This window comes from Vreelandella sp. GE22, from assembly GCF_968212445.1.
Map to the genome: position 1 here is coordinate 606776 of NZ_OZ309110.1, position 17508 is coordinate 624283.

14 protein-coding genes and 2 tRNA genes are annotated in these 17508 nt (G+C 62.5%); 10 read left to right on the plus strand and 6 right to left on the minus strand.

What is annotated here, in order from left to right; translation table 11 throughout:
* Positions 1 to 15 precede the first annotated feature (15 nt).
* The 3 genes from ACWHRL_RS02955 to mltF form a co-directional block, all read right to left on the minus strand.
* Positions 16 to 921 (minus strand): polyprenyl synthetase family protein, encoded by a 906-nt coding sequence (locus ACWHRL_RS02955; protein WP_447895165.1) that lies wholly within the window; start codon positions 919 to 921, stop codon positions 16 to 18.
* Positions 922 to 1074: 153 nt separating this feature from the next.
* On the minus strand, positions 1075 to 1653 hold the full coding sequence (locus tag ACWHRL_RS02960; RefSeq protein WP_447527794.1) for a YtfJ family protein: 579 nt from the start codon (positions 1651 to 1653) through the stop codon (positions 1075 to 1077).
* A gap of 37 nt (positions 1654 to 1690) precedes the next feature.
* Positions 1691 to 3130 carry a membrane-bound lytic murein transglycosylase MltF gene (gene mltF / locus ACWHRL_RS02965; protein ID WP_447527795.1) on the minus strand — a complete coding sequence of 480 codons (1440 nt, stop codon included), beginning with the start codon at positions 3128 to 3130 and terminating at the stop codon, positions 1691 to 1693.
* Positions 3131 to 3295: 165 nt separating this feature from the next.
* Between mltF and purL the strand changes: the two genes are divergently transcribed.
* Entirely contained in the window at positions 3296 to 7228 is a 3933-nt protein-coding gene (purL, locus tag ACWHRL_RS02970; protein WP_447895166.1) for a phosphoribosylformylglycinamidine synthase, read from the plus strand.
* Positions 7229 to 7347: 119 nt separating this feature from the next.
* Here the strand turns inward: purL and ACWHRL_RS02975 are convergent, their stop codons facing one another.
* Positions 7348 to 7581: a hypothetical protein gene (locus ACWHRL_RS02975; RefSeq protein ID WP_447895167.1), complete on the minus strand. Its 234-nt coding sequence runs from the start codon at positions 7579 to 7581 to the stop codon at positions 7348 to 7350.
* Between the two features lie 112 nt (positions 7582 to 7693).
* Between ACWHRL_RS02975 and ACWHRL_RS02980 the strand changes: the two genes are divergently transcribed.
* The 6 genes from ACWHRL_RS02980 (at position 7694) to ACWHRL_RS03005 (ending at position 12723) form a co-directional block, all read left to right on the plus strand.
* Complete coding sequence (locus ACWHRL_RS02980; RefSeq protein ID WP_447895168.1) at positions 7694 to 9484, plus strand: DEAD/DEAH box helicase; 1791 nt, start codon at positions 7694 to 7696, stop codon at positions 9482 to 9484.
* 137 nt (positions 9485 to 9621) lie between these two features.
* Positions 9622 to 10569 (plus strand): segregation and condensation protein A, encoded by a 948-nt coding sequence (locus ACWHRL_RS02985; RefSeq protein ID WP_447895169.1) that lies wholly within the window; start codon positions 9622 to 9624, stop codon positions 10567 to 10569.
* Complete coding sequence (gene scpB, locus ACWHRL_RS02990; RefSeq protein ID WP_447527800.1) at positions 10566 to 11453, plus strand: SMC-Scp complex subunit ScpB; 888 nt, start codon at positions 10566 to 10568, stop codon at positions 11451 to 11453. The genes ACWHRL_RS02985 and scpB overlap by 4 nt, the downstream gene beginning before the upstream one ends.
* The gene (rluB, locus tag ACWHRL_RS02995; protein ID WP_447527801.1) at positions 11440 to 12315 is read left to right on the plus strand and encodes a 23S rRNA pseudouridine(2605) synthase RluB; all 876 of its coding nucleotides are present in this window, start codon (positions 11440 to 11442) and stop codon (positions 12313 to 12315) included. Before scpB ends, rluB begins: the two co-directional genes overlap by 14 nt.
* 139 nt (positions 12316 to 12454) lie before the next feature.
* Positions 12455 to 12530: transfer RNA gene (locus ACWHRL_RS03000), tRNA-Lys, on the plus strand.
* 117 nt (positions 12531 to 12647) lie between these two features.
* A tRNA-Lys gene (locus ACWHRL_RS03005) sits at positions 12648 to 12723 on the plus strand.
* A 71-nt stretch (positions 12724 to 12794) separates the two neighbouring features.
* On the opposite strand, the gene ACWHRL_RS03010 is transcribed toward ACWHRL_RS03005, so the two are convergent.
* Positions 12795 to 14255 (minus strand): M48 family metalloprotease, encoded by a 1461-nt coding sequence (locus ACWHRL_RS03010; RefSeq protein WP_447895171.1) that lies wholly within the window; start codon positions 14253 to 14255, stop codon positions 12795 to 12797.
* A 160-nt stretch (positions 14256 to 14415) separates the two neighbouring features.
* Between ACWHRL_RS03010 and ACWHRL_RS03015 the strand changes: the two genes are divergently transcribed.
* Both ACWHRL_RS03015 and ACWHRL_RS03020 read left to right on the plus strand, forming a co-directional pair.
* Positions 14416 to 14700, plus strand: a complete 285-nt coding sequence (locus ACWHRL_RS03015; RefSeq protein ID WP_447527803.1) for a sulfurtransferase TusA family protein — start codon at positions 14416 to 14418, stop codon at positions 14698 to 14700.
* Positions 14697 to 15809, plus strand: a complete 1113-nt coding sequence (locus ACWHRL_RS03020; RefSeq protein WP_447527804.1) for an AI-2E family transporter — start codon at positions 14697 to 14699, stop codon at positions 15807 to 15809. Before ACWHRL_RS03015 ends, ACWHRL_RS03020 begins: the two co-directional genes overlap by 4 nt.
* Before the next feature lie 68 nt (positions 15810 to 15877).
* On the opposite strand, the gene ACWHRL_RS03025 is transcribed toward ACWHRL_RS03020, so the two are convergent.
* Positions 15878 to 16357: a peroxiredoxin gene (locus ACWHRL_RS03025; RefSeq protein WP_447527805.1), complete on the minus strand. Its 480-nt coding sequence runs from the start codon at positions 16355 to 16357 to the stop codon at positions 15878 to 15880.
* 257 nt (positions 16358 to 16614) lie between these two features.
* Between ACWHRL_RS03025 and dapA the strand changes: the two genes are divergently transcribed.
* Entirely contained in the window at positions 16615 to 17499 is an 885-nt protein-coding gene (gene dapA, locus ACWHRL_RS03030; protein WP_447527806.1) for a 4-hydroxy-tetrahydrodipicolinate synthase, read from the plus strand.
* Positions 17500 to 17508 lie beyond the last annotated feature (9 nt).

Here is a 17508-nt window from a genome sequence, read left to right on the forward strand (position 1 = left end):
GTGCCCCCTCTCGCGCTAGCCGAGTACGGCGAGCTGCTGGGTGAACCAGGCGTGGACGAACTGCCGGGTGCGACTGCCCGCTGGGCAGGCTCTGCGAAGATGTGTATCGGCGCGGGTCAGGTGGTCGTCCAGGCGCTCGCGTACCGCGCGTTCGCCAAGCGTTGCCACCAGGGTCGATTTGCCGGCGTCCTGGTGGGTGTCCTTGCCGGTGCCGCTCAGCCCATCGGCCAGGTCGTCGATCAGTTGAAAGGCCTGGCCGAGCTCCTGGGCGAAAAGCTCGAGGGTGTGGGTCGCGCTTTCGTCGGCATCCGCGGCTAGCGTGGCAAGCGACAGCGTCGCGTTGAACAACATGCCGGTTTTGAGCTCGTTGGCGGTCAGGATCGAATCGACATCCCGCGCCTTGTCCCCTTCGCTCAAATCGAGAAACTGGCCCTGCACCAGGCCTTGCAGACCCACGGCGCGGGCCAGGGCCGCCACCGCGGCGGCGCGGCGCTCGCCGCCAAGCCCCGGGGCTTCGGCCACCATGGCGTAGGCGCGGCTCAAAAGCGCCACGGCGGCCAAAATGGCCACGCTTTCGCCGAACTGGCGGTGAATGGTGGGCCTTCCGCGGCGCAGGTTGGCGTTGTCCATACAGGGAATGTCATCGAGGATCAGTGAGGCGGCGTGAACCATCTCCACCGCGCAGGCGAGATCCAGCAGGCCGTCGAGCTCGGTCTGCACCCCCAGATCCTTCGCGGTCAGAAGTAACAGCAGCGGACGCACCCGTTTGCCCGGCGTAAGCGTGGCCTCGCGCATGGCGTTGGCGACCAGGTCTTGGCCGGGGCCTTCGGGCAGCCAGTGATCCAGGCGCTTCTCCAGCGACTCGCGCAGCGCCTGGATCTCGTCTTCATGGCGTAACAGTTGGTCGGCGTCGGCGTTCATGGAAGCGGTCCCTGGTATTTCATTGTTCATGGCAGTGGCGGGCGTGAAAGGCGAAGCCCGCGCTGTTCGCCGGTCAAAGGGGCTTTCCAGCGCCACTGCGATTGTAAAAAGAGTTTTAACATCAAGGGGCGAGGCGGGAAAGTCAATGCCGCTTTACTCGAGCATGGCGTGGAGAAGCTCCATGACGTGGTTGACTTCGTAAAGCGTCAGCGGGCCGTCCTTGGCAAAGCGTACGCGCCCGGCATCGTCGTGTACCACGACTGCCGAGCCGCCGCGCTCCAGGTTCCAGGCGTTTTGTACCGCGCTCGACTCGTCCACCACGAACTGAACGGTGGGGACATCGCGTTTGCTGCTTTCGACGCTACGGCGTACGAACATGGCGCTGCCGAATACCGCGTCGTCGGTGTTGATGATCGTGGTGGTCTGAAAGCGCTCATTGGGAAAATCGGCGGCTTCGATCGCCTCGATGATCGGCGTGTTCAGATCCTTGGCCGAGAGCCGCCCCGCGACGTGAAGCACCACGCCCACGTGGCCGGAAAGCTCGGCGCTGTCCCAGGCCTGGTACCTGAGGGCGCCATCTGACAATACCAGCTCGCCGCGGTCCGCCACGCGTACTGGGGTGACCGGTTCGCCCTGTTCAAACGCGGCGGCGGGCGCCAGGGTGCTGCCTATCCATAGCGCGGCGGCAAAGGCCCAGCGGCCGGCGGTGACATTCAAAAAGGGTCGCATCATGCTCTTCTCCGGGCTGATGACGGGGAGGGGGGTATGGTCAAGGCAGCGCGCCGGTGCTGGCAAGGCCTGTCTGGTCCAGCCGGAAAAATTGCTGACGGCTGCGCTCGACGTAGCTCAGCATTTCGTAGTAACGCCGGATGTTGCGCACGTAGATCACCGGCTCGCCGCCCCGAGCGTACCCGTAGCGGGTCTGGCTGTGCCATCGGCGCTGCTGCAAAAGCGGCAGTGACTTGCGCACGTCTGCCCAAAGGTCCGGGTCGTCGCCGCGTCGGCGGGTAATGTCGCGGGCGTCGTACAAGTGGCCAAGCCCCACGTTGTAGGCGGCCATTGCCATGTAAAGGCGGTCTTCGCCGGTGATGTCGTCGGGCAGGCGCTCTTCCAGGCTTCTCAAATAGCGTGCCCCGCCGTCGATACTCTGCGCCGGATCGCGGCGGTTTTGCACGCCCATGTCGCTGGCGGTCGGGTGGGTCAGCATCATCACGCCCCGCACGCCGGTGGGCGAGACCGCCTCCGCGTCCCAGTGAGACTCCTGGTAGCCCACTGCGGCCAGCAGTTTCCAGTCGAAACCGGTGGTTTCGGCGGCTTGCTTGAACAGCGGCGCGAACTCGGGCAAACGCTCGTCCAGGTGGCCCAGAAACGTGCGCGTGCCGACGTACTCGAGGTAGTCGTCGTGGCCGAAGTAACGATCGATCAAGCGATCCAGCACGCCGTTTTCGCGCTGCTCGTCCAAAAAGCGGTTGGCGGCGTCGAGCAGGCCAAGCCCTTGGCCCGCGGGCAGCGCCCAGGCGAGGGACAGCGGCTCGCCAATGGCGAAACCGCGCTCGACGTTGGGAAAGAACAGCCGGTTGACGCGAAACTGATGGTCGAAAATCACCGCGGCGTCGAGTTTCCCGGACTCGACGCTTGCCAGCAGCTCGGCAATTTCGCTCTCGTCCATCACCTGCCATTCAAGGCCTGGCACCGAGTCTTCGAGCACCTGCAGGGTCCGTTCGGTGCCGGTGGCTCTGAGCGTACCCACTTCGAGCCCGACCAGGTCTTGGGGCGTGTTGATCGCGTACAGCCCGCGGCGGTAGACCACCAGCGGCTGCATGTCGATGATCGCCCGGGTGTAGTGAACGCCGGGGGTCGATGGCGAGAGCGGCAGCGCCGAGGTGCCGATGTCGCCACGCTCGCGTACGGCGTCGAGCACCTCTTCCGGTGCGTGGCGGGCGTCAAGGTTGAGGCTTACGCCCAGGTGCTCGGCAAAGGCGTGCACCAGCTCGTACTCGAAGCCGGTGGGCCCCTGGCGGCCCTCGTAGTAGGTGGTCGGCGTGGTGCGGGTATGCGCGGTGATGAAATCCTTTTCTAGCACGCGGTTTAGGTGTTCCTGGGGCGTTTTGCCGGCGGTCACGGGCACCATTACCAGCCATACAATACTGAGCAGTGCCCAGTAGAGGCGATAGTAGGTGAGAAAGTGTCGGCAATAGAGTGTCGGCATGGGGCGTGGTCGATGTAAAACAGGCAGTCACCATACCCAGCCTGGTAGTCACTGTCACCTTGTCGATTTCGTATCAAAGCCGCTTTCCAGTATCATGGCGGGATTGTCGCACTGCGGCTTGGTGATTTCCCGCTCGAACTCTCTTAGCTTTAGAGGCCCCCAGATATGCTCGAACTGCGAGGCGCGCCCGCCCTTTCTGCCTTCCGTCATGACCGGCTTTTAAAAGCGCTGCGTGAACGCGTTCCCGAGGTAACGGCCCTGGCCGCCCACTACGTCCACTTTGCCGATTGCGCCGAGCCGTTGACGGATTTTGCACAAACGCGTCTGGCCAGTCTTCTGGACTACGGAAGCTTCAGCGCCGGCGAGGAGGTCCAAAACGCGCTTCGACTATGGGTCGTCCCGCGGCTGGGTACCCAGTCTCCCTGGTCCACCAAGGCAACGGATATCGCGCATAGCTGCGGGCTATCCAGCGTGCGTCGTATCGAGCGGGGTATCGAGTATCACGTGGGGGGCGAGGGACTCGACGAGCAGAGCAAAGCGTTGATCGCCGAGGCGCTTCACGACCGGATGACCGAAACCGTGCTGTGGGAGGCCAGTGAGGCCCAAAAGCTCTTCACGCGGCTGGACCCGGCTCCGCTCGGCGCAGTGGACATCCTCGGCGGCGGGCGCGAGGCACTGGCGGTGGCCAATCAGGAACTTGGCCTGGCGCTGACCGACGACGAGATCGACTACCTGGTCGATGCCTTCGGTGAGCTCAACCGCAACCCAAGCGACGTCGAGCTGATGATGTTCGCCCAGGCGAACTCCGAGCACTGCCGCCACAAGATCTTCAACGCCGACTGGCTGATCGACGGCGAAGAGCAGCCTCAGTCGCTTTTCAAGATGATCAAGAACACCTTCGCTACTTCGCCGGACAACGTGCTCTCGGCTTACAGCGACAACGCCGCGGTGATCAAGGGTAGCCAGGCCGGGCGCTTTTTCCCCACGCCCTTGACCGGGGCGGCGGGCGAGCGCGCTCAATACGGTGCCCATCAGGAGCCGATCCACATTCTGATGAAGGTGGAGACCCATAACCACCCGACGGCCATCGCGCCGTTTCCAGGGGCGGCCACCGGCTCCGGCGGCGAGATTCGCGACGAGGGCGCCACCGGCATCGGCGGTAAACCCAAGGCGGGGCTTGCCGGTTTTACCGTGTCCAACCTGCGTATTCCCGAATTCGTCCAGCCCTGGGAGGCCTTCGATTACGGCAAGCCCGAGCGCATGCAGTCGGCGCTTTCGATCATGCTCGACGGGCCGATCGGCGGGGCGGCGTTCAACAACGAGTTTGGCCGTCCGAATTTGACCGGCTACTTTCGCACCTACGAGCAGGACACGCTCAGCGGTGACACCATCAAGCGCCGCGGTTTCCACAAGCCGATCATGATCGCCGGTGGTTTCGGCAACATTCGCGCTCAGCACGTTCAAAAAGGCGATATTCCCATCGGGGGCAAGCTGATCGTCATGGGCGGGCCCTCCATGTTGATCGGTTTGGGCGGCGGGGCGGCGTCGAGCGTGACCTCCGGTACCTCGAGCGCGGATCTTGATTTCGCCTCGGTACAGCGCGAAAACCCGGAAATGGAGCGCCGCGTTCAGGAAGTGATCGACCGCTGCTGGGCGATGGGGGATAAAAACCCGATCCGCTTCATTCACGATGTCGGCGCCGGCGGGCTCTCCAACGCCCTGCCGGAACTGGTCAAGGATGGTAACCGCGGCGGGCTTTTCGACCTGCGCGCCGTACCCAACGCGGAGCCGGGCATGAGCCCGCTGGAAATCTGGTGCAACGAAGCCCAGGAGCGCTACGTGCTGGCCGTGGCGCCGGAAGACCTCGATACCTTCGAGGCGTTCTGTAAGCGCGAGCGCTGCCCTTATGCGGTGGTCGGCGAGGCGCTGGAAGAGCACCACCTGGAAGTGCGCGACGGCCACTTCGAGAGCAAGCCCGTCGATCTGCCCATGAGCGTGTTGTTCGGCAAGGCGCCGAAAATGCAGCGCGAATTCACCCGGCAGACCCCGGAGCTCTCCGGGGTGATGCTCGACAACCTGGACCTGCGCGAAGCGCTGGACCGGGTGCTGCGCCTGCCCGCGGTGGCTTCGAAAAGCTTTCTGATCACCATTGGCGATCGCTCGATCACAGGCCAGGTCGCCCGTGACCAGATGGTCGGCCCCTGGCAGGTGCCGGTGGCGGATGTCGCCGTGACCACCGCAAGCTTTGACACCCACGCCGGTGAGGCCATGGCGATGGGCGAGCGCCCGCCGGTGGCGCTGATCGACGCGGCGGCCAGCGCCCGTTTGGCGGTGGCGGAGTCGATCACCAATCTGGCCGCTGCCCCCATCGGCAAACTCTCGGACATCAAGCTCTCCGCCAACTGGATGAGTGCGGCGGACCGTCCCGGCGAAAACCAGGCGCTGTTCGATGCCGTATACGCGGTCGGCATGGAGCTTTGCCCAGCGCTGGGTATCGCCGTGCCGGTGGGTAAGGACTCGATGTCCATGCACACCGCCTGGCAGGGCGAGAATGCCCGCGGTGAAGCGGAGGAGAAGAGCATTACCTCGCCGCTTTCGCTAGTCGTCACGGGCTTCGCGCCGGTCACCGATGCGCTGGCGACCCTGACCCCGCAGATCAACATGGAGCAGGACGAGTCGGATCTGATCCTGATCGACCTGGGCGGCGGCCAGAACCGCCTGGGCGGCTCGGCGCTGGCCCAAGTGTATGGCCAACTGGGCGACACTTGCCCGGATGTCGACGACCCGGAAGACATCAAGGCCTTCTTTGAAGTGATCCAGGGGCTCAATCGCGATGGCAAGCTGCTGGCCTACCACGACAGAAGCGACGGTGGTTTGCTCGTCACGCTGCTCGAGATGGCGTTTGCCGCCCACGCGGGGCTCGAGATCAAGCTCGATTGGATGGTCGACGAGCCGGTAGAGGCGCTCAACGCGCTGTTTTCCGAGGAGCTGGGCGCGGTGATTCAGGTCAACCGCCAGCACACCGAAGAAGTGCTCACCCAGTTCGCCGTAGCGGGTATCGAAACCTGCGGTGTGATCGCAAGGCCGCGCTACGACGACCAGGTGCGGGTCACGCTGTTCGAAGAGCCGCTTCTGGAAACCACGCGGCAATTGACCCAGCGCACTTGGTCGGAAACCAGCTACCGCATGCAGGCGCTGCGCGATAACCCTGAGTGCGCCAAGAACGAGTTCGACAGCCTGATGGACGTGCGCGATCCTGGTCTCAGCGCCGCGCCCAGCTTCGATGTGAACGAAGACATCAGTGCCCCTTTCGTCAACACCGCCAGGCCCGCGGTCGCGGTGCTGCGCGAGCAGGGCGTCAACGGCCAGGTCGAGATGGCCTGGGCGTTCGACAAGGCGAAGTTTGAGGCCGTCGACGTCCACATGAGCGATATCCTCGAAGGCCGCGTGTCGTTGGACGAGTTCAAGGGTCTGGTCGCCTGCGGTGGCTTCTCGTTTGGTGACGTGCTCGGTGCCGGCGGCGGCTGGGCGAAGTCGATCCTCTTCAACGAACGCGCCCGGGAGCAGTTCGCCGGTTTCTTTGGCCGCGACGACACCTTTACCCTTGGCGTGTGCAACGGCTGTCAGATGCTTTCGCAGCTCAAACCGCTGATTCCGGGGGCCGAGAGCTGGCCGTCCTTCGCGCGCAACGAATCCGAGCAGTTCGAGGCGCGGGTCTCCATGGTGCGTGTCGAGAAAAGCCCCTCGATTCTACTCAAAGGTATGGAAGGCTCGACACTGCCCATCGCCGTGGCCCACGGTGAAGGCCGTGCGGAATTTCGTGATAGCGCCCACCTGCGCCAGATGCAGTCGTCGAGCCAGATCGCGCTGCGCTATATCGACCACTACGGCCAGGCCACTACGCGCTATCCGGCCAACCCCAACGGCTCGCCGTCGGGTATTACCGGCCTCACCACGCCGGATGGCCGGGTAACGATCATGATGCCGCACCCGGAACGAGTGACCCGCGCGGTCACCAACTCCTGGCGGCCCAGCGAGTGGACCGAGGACGGCGCCTGGCTACGCCTGTTTCGCAACGCGCGCACCTGGCTTGGCTAGACCCTCGTTGATCAATGAGCGTTAAGGTGTTTCAGGCGTAAAAAAAGCGGTGACAGGATGCGTTCCTGTCACCGCTTTGGCGTGACGGTTCATAATAGCGGTCAACCTGTTGCTCTCATCTATTCAAGGGGCTGGGATGGGGCGTGTTGGCGCCGGGTAACACCTGCAATGTCTAGCTCGTCTTCGAGATGGCTCAGGCTCTTTTGATAGCGCTCGACCATCGCTTCGTAGCGACCAAAGTCGTGACCACAGTCCATACAGTAAACGTGGACCGTGTTGCGGCGGGTGGCGGGTAAACGCTTTAGCCGGCTACCGCAGGAGGGGCAATCGGCGCTAAAGTGGTTGGTAGACATGGCATACTCCTTCATGACGTCTTACATCCGCAAGAAATTAAAAAATGTTATCCCTGTCTCCCTGATGGTGTGATTCACATCTTGGCAAAAAGTTCAATAGCAGGCTAACTAATTGGTTGAAAACCCGGCATCGACCCTTCCTACACTGCGTGGTTATCAGCGCCAGGCGGTAGAGCGGGTCATCGAACATTTTCGCGGGACAAGCGCTCCAGGCGTGGTGGTGCTGCCCACCGGCAGTGGTAAGTCCCTGGTGATTGCCGAACTTGCAAGGCTTGCCCGGGGGCGGGTGCTGGTGCTCGCCCACGTGCGCGAGCTGGTCGAACAAAATTACGCCAAGTACCAGGCCTACGGGCTCGAAGCGGATATCTTCAGCGCGGGGCTTTCGCGCAAGGAGGCGAGCCGCCAGGTGGTGTTTGGCTCGGTGCAGTCGGTGGTGCGCAACCTCGAATCCTTCGTTGATGAAAACTTCACGCTGCTGGTGATCGATGAGTGCCATCGGGTCTCGCTCGAGAAGGATTCAAGCTACCGCAAGGTGATCGACCATCTTCAGCGCCAGAACCCAAACCTCAAGATTCTAGGCTTGACCGCCACGCCCTATCGGCTGGGTCAGGGGTTTATCTACCACCGCCACTACCATGGCATGGTGCGCGGCAGTGAGGCGTGCTTTTTCACCGACTGCGTGTTCGAGCAGCCGCTTCGCCTAATGGTCAAAAAGGGCTACCTGACTCCGCCCGAACGCCTCGACATGGCTGTTCAGGGCTACGACTTCTCGCGTTTGGTGCCAGCCCAGGGCGGCCAGTTCCCCGAGCGCGCACTCAACGAAGTGGTGGCGGCGAGCCGCGCTACGCCGGGCATCGTCGAGCAGATCGTCGAGCGCGCCGAGACGCGCCAGGGCGTGATGATCTTCGCCGCTACCGTCGCCCACGCCGAGGAGGTAACGGGGTATCTGCCCGAAGGACAAGCCGCGCTGATCACCGGCGATACCCCGGCCCAGGAGCGGGAGCGGCTGATCGCGGCGTTCAAGGCGCGCGCGCTCAAGTACCTGGTCAATGTCTCGGTGCTGACTACCGGTTTCGACGCGCCGCACGTCGATGTGATCGCGATTTTGCGGCCTACCGAGTCGGTGAGTCTTTATCAGCAGATCGTCGGGCGGGGGCTTCGCCTTTCACCGGGCAAGGAGGATTGCCTGGTGCTCGACTATGCCGGCAACCCCTGGAACCTGTACGCCCCGGAGGTCGGCGAGCCCAGACCCGATAGCGACAGCGAGCCGGTGCAGGTGATTTGCCCGGCCTGCGAGCACGCCAATCTCTTTTGGGGCAAGCGCGACGGCGAGCTGGTCATCGAGCACTTCGGGCGACGCTGCCAGGGGTTGGTCGAGGACGACCAGGGCCGACGCCAACAGTGCGATTTTCGCTTTCGCTTCAAGGTGTGCGAGCAGTGCGGCGCCGAGAACGACATTGCCGCCAGGCGCTGCAACGGCTGCCAGACGCTGCTGGTCGACGCCGACGACAAGCTCAAGGATGCGCTGAAGCTCAAGGATGCCAAGGTGTTAAGAGTGAGCGGCATGCAGGTCGAGGCGACCACCAACGGCCGGGGGCTGCCGCGTTTGAAGGCCACCTACTTTGATGAGGACGGTTTGAGTCTGAGCGAGTGGTTCGCACTCGAAACCGCCGGTCAGCGCCACGCTTTTTACCAGCGCTTTCTGCGCGAGCATTTGCGCGCTCCGGGCATCGAGTGGAAGCCTGCCACCGCCGAGGAGGTCGCGGTTGATGCCCAACGGCTGCGTCGCCCGGATTTCGTGGTGGGGCGCAAGGTGGGCCGCCACTGGCAGATTCGTGAAAAGCTGTTCGACTACCAGGGGCGCTTTCGCAAGGCCGCCGACGCCGGTGGCGATGCCCCTTAGCCCACGCGCTGTTACACTGTGCGCATGTCCATGAATCTCTCTATGCAACCGTCCATACGACTATCCGTGCAGGCGTTTAGAAAGCGGTTGATAAGACCGCCCAGCCAACCGTTCATTAACCTGGCAGGTCCCCCCGCGTGAGCGAAACGCAAGAGCCCAGCGACGAGCATTACGCCGAGCAGTCGAGTGTCGACGAGCCCTTGGTCGACGAGCCCATGGTCGAGGCGCTTGGTCGGCTCTTCGACGAGCCGATTACCCAGATGCCCGAGGATCTCTATATTCCCCCCGAGGCGCTCAAGGTGTTTCTCGAGGCCTTCGAGGGGCCGCTTGATCTGCTGCTCTATCTTATCCGCCGCCAGAATCTGGATATTCTGACCGTCAACGTGGCGACCATTACCCACCAGTACATCGAGTACGTGGAGCTGATGAAGGCGATGCAGATCGAGCTTGCCGGAGAGTATCTGTTGATGGCCGCGATGCTTGCCGAGATCAAATCGCGTACGCTGCTGCCGCGCCCGCCCAAGGAGGAGGGCGAGGAAGAAGAGGACCCGCGTGCCGAGCTGATCCGCCGCCTTCAGGAGTACGAGCGGCTCAAGGAGGCCGCCGAAACCCTCGATACCCTGCCCCGGGTGGGCCGCGACTGGTTCAGCGTGCAGGCGGGGCTGCCGCCGATCGAAACCCGGGTCATCCACCCGGACGTCGAGCTCGACGAGCTGTTGGGCGCGCTCACTCATATTCTGAAACGCGCGGAGCTGACCCAGAGTCACCAGATCGGCCGCGAGGTGCTATCCACCCGCGAGCGCATGCTGAAAATCATGGAAATTCTGGGAGAGGACGCCGCTCAAGGGCGCTATACGCCTTTCGAGGCGTTGTTCACTCTGGAGGAGGGGCGCGGCGGCGTGGTGGTCACCTTCATGGCGATTCTGGAGCTTGCCAAGGAGGCCATGATCGATATCGTGCAGAACGCGCCACTTTCGCCCATTCACGTTCGCGCCCGCCAGGCGGCGCTGACCGACGCGCAGGAAAATACCGCCTTCGAGCCAGGCGATGACGCCCAGGACGCTTTTGAAGAGGATCCATCGTGACCACCACCACCCTCGACGAAATCATCGAAGCGGGGCTTTTGGCGGCCGGCGAGCCGCTGTCCGTCGAGCGCCTCGAAACGCTCTTTATGGAAGGTGAAAGCCCCGGCCCCCGGGCGCTACGCGAGGCGCTCGGCCGCCTGGGTGAGCGCCACGAAGCAGGCGCCCTGGAGCTGGTCGAAACCGCCTCGGGCTTTCAGCTGCGCATTCGCCCGCGGCTTTCCCGGTGGGTGTCCAGGCTTTGGGATGAACGCCCCCAGCGTTACTCCCGAGCGCTTTTAGAGACGCTGGCGCTGATCGCCTACCGCCAGCCGGTCACCCGCGGCGATATCGAAGAGGTGCGCGGGGTGAGCGTGTCGAGCTCGATCATGCGCACGCTGATGGAGCGCGGCTGGATTCGCGTGGTCGGCCACCGCGACGTGCCGGGCCGCCCGGCGGTCTACGCCACCACCCGCAGCTTTCTCGACGACTTCGGTCTGAAGACCCTGGACGCGCTGCCGCCGATGCACGCCCTGGTCCATCAGGAAGAAGCCCGGCAGGAGGAGGCCCAGCAGGAAGAGCTTGCCATCGGCGATGACGCCAGCGCCCCGGCCGAGCAGGAAAACGCACCGCTGGATTCGAGCGCACCGGGGAGCGAAAAGCCCGCGCCAGAAAAAACGTCCGAGTCTCTGGACGAGGCGCCGGAAACCGTGCAGGATGCGCCACCCAGTACGGGTGAGAGCGCTCAGGATACGAGCGCTCTCACCCCACACCACGCCGAGACGGCGTTAACCCCGCCGCTTAGCTTCGCCGATTTAGAGGCACGGCTAGCGGCGCGTGCGGCCAAAAAGCGTGACGAGCCCACGACGACAGAGAAGAAGAGGTCCGACGACCATGAGCCAGAATAACCAAACCCCACCCCCCGGCAGCGAAAAGCTGCAAAAAGTGCTGGCCCGCGCAGGCTTTGGCTCGCGCCGGGAAATGGAAAACGTCATCAGTGACGGCCGCGTCAAGGTCAACGGCCACGTTGCCAAACTTGGCGACCGGGTCGAAGAGCGCGATAAGGTCAGCCTCGACGACCGCCCGGTCTCGCTGCGCCCCGAAGCCGAAGTGCCCCGGCGCGTTTTGATGTACAACAAGCCCGAAGGCGAGCTTTGCACGCGCAAGGACCCGGAAGGTCGGCGTACGGTCTTCGAGCGCCTGCCGCGGCTCAAGGGCGAGCGCTGGATCGCGATTGGCCGACTGGATATCAACACCAGCGGACTTTTGCTGTTCACCACCGACGGCGAGCTTGCCAACCGCTTGATGCACCCCTCGACCCAGGTCGAGCGCGAGTACGCGGTGCGCGTGATGGGCGAGGTCAAGCAAGAGAACATCAAGGCAATGGTCGACGGCGTGATGCTCGAAGACGGCCCGGCGCGCTTTACCGACGTGCAGGAGTTCGGCGGCGAAGGCATCAATACCTGGTTTCACGTGGTGATCATGGAAGGCCGCAACCGCGAGGTGCGTCGTCTTTGGGAGTCCCAGAGCCTGACCGTGAGCCGTTTGAAGCGCGTGCGCTACGGCAATATCTTTTTGGACAAGCGCGCCAAGGCCGGCGAGTGGATCGAACTCAACCAGGACGAAATCGACGATTTGGCAACGCTCGCCCAGCTCGAAGCGCGCAAGGTGCCCGAGCTCACCCCGGACGAGAAAAACCGCTGGAGCCGCGACAAGCACAAGCGCCGCCCGGTGCAGGCGATGCGCAAGCCCAAACCCAAGCGTGGCTAAGGCAGGCTCATCCTTGTTGACTCCTATTGGGACAGTCATATTGGAACAATAGAGTGCAAGTGGCGATTAATGATCGGTAAAGTATAAAAAGTACTTGCGAAAGCGTTGGGGTATCCGTACTATATGCATCCGTTCGAGGGGGTCGTTAGCTCAGTTGGTAGAGCAGTTGACTTTTAATCAATTGGTCGCAGGTTCGAATCCTGCACGACCCACCACCGGCGCAAAGGCATCTATTCTGCGCTGGCCCTTTTGAAAGTATCAGTACTTTTAAAAGTCTCAATAGAAGTATCGAACGCCTTGCCCTATAGCGCACATCGTGCCCTTGGCAGTTTGGGTCGTTAGCTCAGTTGGTAGAGCAGTTGACTTTTAATCAATTGGTCGCAGGTTCGAATCCTGCACGACCCACCAAATTCAGCGCCCCTGGCAGTTATCTGCCAGGGGCGTTTTGTTGTGTACCCGTTCGCCGGGCTGGCAGTGGGTCAGTTAAACGATGAGAGCGCCTCTCGGTACTCCAGGAAGGCTTCCCGACGCTGGTCGATCAACGCCACCAGGGAAGGCTCGTTTTCCTGCTGGGCCACGTTTTTGGCAATCGCGAGTTGCTGAATGCCGCGGTCCACCCGGCCGGTCAGTTGAAGATACTCGGCCTGGGCCAAGTGCCCCCAGCCATTATGGCCGCTACGCCCGGCGGCGGTGCTCAAAAGGTTAAAGCCCTGCGGATTTTCCGGATAGCGCTCGGTCACGCGCCTAAGCAGCGAAAACGCCGCCTGGGGGTCGCGCTGAAGCTGCGCCTCGGCAAGCATCAACTGGGTGGGCAGGTAGTTGGGCATAAAGCGCAGCCAGCGCTCGCTGCGCGTGATCGCTTCGTCGATACGGTTGGCCTGTAAGGCCACCTCGGCGGCGGAAGCGGGGATCATGGCGTAGTCTGGATACTCGGCGGCGAGCTGGTCGAGGCGCTGCAGGGCGGTGTCCACCTGGCCGCGCCGGGCGTCGATCAACGCCGCCAGGTAGCGCTGCGCGGGCTCCTCGACACCGCCTTGTTCAAGGCGCGTGGTCGCTTGGCTTGGGGTATTGGCGTAAATGCTCAAAAGCGCCCGGGCGCGCATCATGTCGTAGAGGGTGTCGCTTTGGTAGCTGTCGGCCACGGTGAGCTGGGCCACCCGGGCCTGGGCGTCGCTCAAGCGGCTGTCCGATACCGGGTGGGTCAGCAAAAACTCCGGCGGCGTGCCGCCCTGCAGGCGCGCCATGCGCTGCATGGAGGCGAACATGCGCACCATCGCTTGCGGCTCATAACCGGCGTCGGCCATGGCCTGTAGGCCGATTCGGTCCGCCTCTTGCTCGAAGCGCCGCGAGTAGGAGAGCTGGTCCTGGATCACCGCGGCCTGGGAGCCCATGGCCGCGGCGATACCCGCATCGCCGCCGCCGCTAGCGGCGATCAGAATGCCGGCCAGCATGCCCGCCATGGCGGGTAGCTGGGTTTGCCCCGCGCGTTCGGAGCCGCGGGCGTAGTGGCGCTGAGACAGGTGGCCAAGCTCGTGGGCGAGTACCGAGACGAAAGCGCCTTCATCGTCGGCAAAGGCAAATAGCCCCGAATTGATCCCCACCACGCCACCGGGTACCGCAAAGGCGTTGAGCGCGCGGTGATCCACCATCACCGTCGTGGTGTTCAAAGCGCCCAGTTGGCTGTAAGGCGTGAGCCGGGCCACTAGACTCTCCAGATAGTCGTTGACGATCGGATCCTGCCACTGCGGCGCCTGGGCGCGAAACTGCCTGAGCCAGGCGCGGCCAAGGCGAAACTCTTCCTGGCTGACCGAGGGCGCGGCGCCGCCAAGACTTGGCAGTTGGCTGTTGTCGAAGGCTCGACCTTGCGAGGGCAAAAGAACGCTTGCCAGTACCAGCGTAAACGCCAGGGCCCAGCGTGGCAGAAAACGAACGTGCGGCATGGCATCCTCTTCTAGTAAGACCTGCTCGGGGAAGCGGGGACGTGGATGTGACATTGATTCGAGCGGGGAAGTGCCGTTAAATCAAACGCAATCGAAGCTTAGTGATAACCAGGTTTATGCCACAATGCCAGCTTTGCCCAGGCATTTTAAGGGAGGCGCCATGGCCAGTGATGACGAGTTGGATCAAAACACGCCCGAAGCACCCGCGCCGGACGCGTTCGTGGACGCCTGTGGTCTGGCCTGCCCGCTGCCGCTTTTGAAAGCCAAGCAGGGGCTGGCGGCGCTCGAAAGCGGTCAGCTTCTGGAAATCGTCGCAAGCGACCAGGGGTCATGGCGGGATATCACCTCGTTCACCGAGCAGAGCGCTCACCGGCTTATCAAGCGCGAGCAGCGCGACGATAAGTACCATTTTTGGATACGCAAAGCAGAGAGTTCGCCTATATGACCATGCGCAACATCCTGAAAAGCTGGGTGGAACGCTACTTCTCGGACGAAGAAGCCCTGGTGCTTCTGTTAGTGCTGATCGCCGGGTTTGCCGCCATTATCTGGTTTGGCCGTATGCTGGCGCCGTTTTTCACCGCGCTGGTGCTGGCCTTTCTGCTGCAGGGCGTGGTGAACGTTTTCACCCGCCGCGGCGTGCCGCACCTGTTGGCCGTCATCATCGTCTTTTTGGCGTTTATCGGCGTGCTGCTGACCCTGGCCTTCATTTTGATGCCGTTGATCTGGAATCAGTTGGTGGGGCTCGTGCAGGAGTCGCCGCGCATGTTCGCCAGCAGCCAAGCGTGGCTCGACGATCTTCAGGCTCGCTACCCCAACCTGATCACCCCGGACCAGATGCAGAGCTGGGTGGGCGTGGCCAGCCGCGAGATCAGCCAGCTTGGCCAGCGCGCGCTGACGCTGTCGCTGGCCTCATTGGGTAACGTGATGTCGATCATCATCTACCTGGTGCTGGTGCCGATTCTGGTGCTTTTCATGCTCAAGGATCGCGACAAGCTGGTGGGCTTCATTCTTTCTTTATTGCCGCAAAAGCGTACGCTCTTGACGCGCATCTGGCGGGAAATGGATGTCCAGATCGCCAACTATATCCGCGGTAAATCCATCGAGATTATCATCGTGGGCACGGTGGCGTTTTTCACCTTCACGCTGTTTGGCCTGCCTTATACCGCGCTTTTATCGGTGCTGGTCGGCTTTTCGGTGCTGGTGCCGTTTATCGGCGCCGCCGTGGTCACGCTGCCGGTAGCCGCAGTGGCGGGCTTTCAGTTCGGTATCGGCGAGCAGTTCGCCTACGTGCTGCTCGCCTACGCCATCATTCAGGCGCTGGATGGCAACGTGCTTTCGCCGATTCTGTTCTCGGAGACCAACAACATCCACCCGGTGTCGATCATCGTCGCCGTGCTGTTCTTTGGCGGTATCTGGGGCTTTTGGGGCATCTTCTTCGCGATCCCCCTGGCCACGCTTTTAAAAGCGCTGGTCTACGCCTGGCCCAGGCGCGTCAATACCCGGCAAGCGCTCGAGGAGCCTGGCATCATGGTGACGGACGAAAGCAGACTATAAGCCAGTCCAGAAGCCGCTCTAAAACGCCACAGTAAGCGCCCGCCAGAGCCTCTGGCGGGCGCTTTGGGTTAAGCGCTTTGCGGGTCGAGGGCTTGGGCCTCGGCCAGCACCTCTTCGACGTGGCCGGGTACCTTGACACCACGCCACTCCTTGGCCAGTACGCCGTCTTTATCGATCAAGAAGGTGCTGCGCTCGATCCCCAGGTGCTCCTTGCCGTACATCTTTTTTAGCTTGACGACGTCGAAAATCGAACACACCGTTTCGTCCTTGTCGGAGATCAGCTCGAAGTTGAACGCCTGCTTGGCCTTGAAGTTCTCCTGGGCGCGAATGCCGTCTCGGGAGACGCCGATCACCACCGTATTGGCCGCTGCGAACGCCTCCTTGTGGTCACGGAAATCGCCCCCTTCGGTGGTGCAGCCGGGGGTGCTCGCCTTGGGGTAGAAGTAAACGACCACCTGCTGGCCCTTGTAATCCGAGAGCGTTACGGTGGTGTCACTGGTCGCCGGGGCGCTGAAATCGGGAACGGGTTTGCCTACTTCCACGGCCATTGAAAAGCTCCTGTTACTGGGGGGTGTTGCTCGATTACACGCAACTGGGCTCTCTGTGTCAAAGTCGGCGGGAGCGTCTCTTGCCCGGCCAGGTGAAAACTTGGCGCGCTTTACGCTGTACAGGTTCGAGTGCGCTGAGTACCATTTGCCTCTTGAATGTGCCTGTCGGCGGCAAGACGAGGGCGTTTTAGAACGCTTCGAGCGGGCCGATCGTTTTAATATGACGTATTTACACTTACCAGGTGAGGAATAAGCGGATGATCACAGGCAGCATAGTCGCCCTGGCGACGCCAATGAAAGTCAATGGCGATATCGACTGGGAGGCGTTACGTCGTCTGGTGAACTTCCATCTCGAGAACGGCACCGACGCCATCGTCGCCGCGGGCACGACCGGCGAGCCCACCACGATGTCTTTTGCCGAGCATTTCGATGTGATTCGAAGCGTGGTGGAGGAAGTGAACGGGCGCATTCCGGTCATCGCCGGTACTGGCGCCAACGCGACTTCTGAGGCGGTAGAGCTTGCCCGTTACGCAAGCGAGGTAGGCGCGGACTACTGCCTGTCGGTCTGCCCGTACTACAACAAGCCCACCCAGGAGGGCCTGTACCAGCACTTCAAAGCGGTGGCCGAGGGCAGCAAACTGCCGGTCATCATGTACAACGTGCCGGGGCGCACCTGCTCGGATCTTTACAACGAAACCGTGGTGCGTTTGGCCGAAGTGGACAATATCATCGGTTTGAAGGACGCCACCGGGAACCTTGAGCGCGCGGAAGATCTAATTGCACGGCTCAAAGGCAGCGGTTTCATGCTCTACTCTGGTGACGATGCAACCGCCTGTGACTTCATGCTGATGGGGGGGCACGGCGATATCTCGGTGACCGCCAACGTCGTCCCCAGCGCCATGCACGAGCTGTGCAGCGCGGCGGTTGCCGGTGATAGTGAGAAAGCGCACCAGATCAATACGCGTTTGATGCCGCTTCACACGAATCTCGGGATCGAGTCCAATCCGATCCCCGTCAAGTGGTCGCTCAACCGCATGGGCTACATGGACGCGGGCATTCGGCTGCCCTTGACTTGGCTTTCGGAAAAATACCACGCCACTGTTAGTGAAGCGCTGCAGTTGGCTGGCGTCGTCGAAGAGTAACGGCGTCCG

Bases quoted from the DNA above. Each gene is read 5' to 3' on its own strand.
- ACWHRL_RS03010 (WP_447895171.1), bottom strand. From the start codon at position 14,255: ATGCCGCACGTTCGTTTTCTGCCACGCTGGGCCCTGGCGTTTACGCTG.
- ACWHRL_RS02975 (WP_447895167.1), bottom strand. From the start codon at position 7,581: ATGTCTACCAACCACTTTAGCGCCGATTGCCCCTCCTGCGGTAGCCGG.
- ACWHRL_RS02955 (WP_447895165.1), bottom strand. From the start codon at position 921: ATGAACGCCGACGCCGACCAACTGTTACGCCATGAAGACGAGATCCAG.
- rluB (WP_447527801.1), top strand. From the start codon at position 11,440: ATGAGCCAGAATAACCAAACCCCACCCCCCGGCAGCGAAAAGCTGCAA.
- ACWHRL_RS03020 (WP_447527804.1), top strand. From the start codon at position 14,697: ATGACCATGCGCAACATCCTGAAAAGCTGGGTGGAACGCTACTTCTCG.
- ACWHRL_RS02960 (WP_447527794.1), bottom strand. From the start codon at position 1,653: ATGATGCGACCCTTTTTGAATGTCACCGCCGGCCGCTGGGCCTTTGCC.
- purL (WP_447895166.1), top strand. From the start codon at position 3,296: ATGCTCGAACTGCGAGGCGCGCCCGCCCTTTCTGCCTTCCGTCATGAC.
- mltF (WP_447527795.1), bottom strand. From the start codon at position 3,130: ATGCCGACACTCTATTGCCGACACTTTCTCACCTACTATCGCCTCTAC.
- ACWHRL_RS03025 (WP_447527805.1), bottom strand. From the start codon at position 16,357: ATGGCCGTGGAAGTAGGCAAACCCGTTCCCGATTTCAGCGCCCCGGCG.
- dapA (WP_447527806.1), top strand. From the start codon at position 16,615: ATGATCACAGGCAGCATAGTCGCCCTGGCGACGCCAATGAAAGTCAAT.
- ACWHRL_RS03015 (WP_447527803.1), top strand. From the start codon at position 14,416: ATGGCCAGTGATGACGAGTTGGATCAAAACACGCCCGAAGCACCCGCG.